The organism is Flavobacterium sp. NRK1, from assembly GCF_024054175.1.
Taxonomy (GTDB): domain Bacteria; phylum Bacteroidota; class Bacteroidia; order Flavobacteriales; family Flavobacteriaceae; genus Flavobacterium.
Genome location: NZ_JAMXLA010000015.1, coordinates 1 through 498, shown reverse-complemented (window position 1 = coordinate 498; position 498 = coordinate 1). Strand labels below are relative to the sequence as shown.

Here is a 498-nt window from a genome sequence, read left to right as displayed (position 1 = left end):
AACCGTAAGGTCCCAGGTGCTGATGATACCGTCATTGGCACCGTCATAGTCACATTCATCAAATACAGTAGTAATTGGATTGGCGATAGCGGCTTCCTCTACTAACAATGTTAGCTCTTTTACGATTATACAGCCTGTCTCGTTATTGGTTACCCTTACATATACCGTTCCGCTGCCTCCTGTTACAGGATAAGCTGTTACCGGTACTGCCGGGGTGGTAAGTGCCGCGTCTTCAAAGAAGTCTACATCATACTCATCCGCTTCATTGCCGCCAAGGGCATTGTTTACATACTCTTGGATGTTAAAATCATAGGCGCCGTCGGTATTCTGCTCACAATGCGCAAATGGCTCAAGGTCAGCTACCGGTGGAAGCGGGTTCACGATAAGCGGCAGCTCAACGATCTGCGCACACATCGGCTCTGCAGGGTTGTGCGTATCAAGGGCAACACGTACCCACACTGAACCTGTCCCGCTTTCATAGGCTGAAGGGTCAGCTAT

At 49.6% G+C, this 498-nt stretch carries 1 protein-coding gene; it reads right to left on the bottom strand.

Annotated features, from left to right (window positions below; genetic code table 11):
* Nucleotides 1–498, bottom strand: a 498-nt coding sequence (locus tag NHE85_RS16670; protein ID WP_252813339.1) for a hypothetical protein, incomplete at both ends; no start/stop codon positions are given.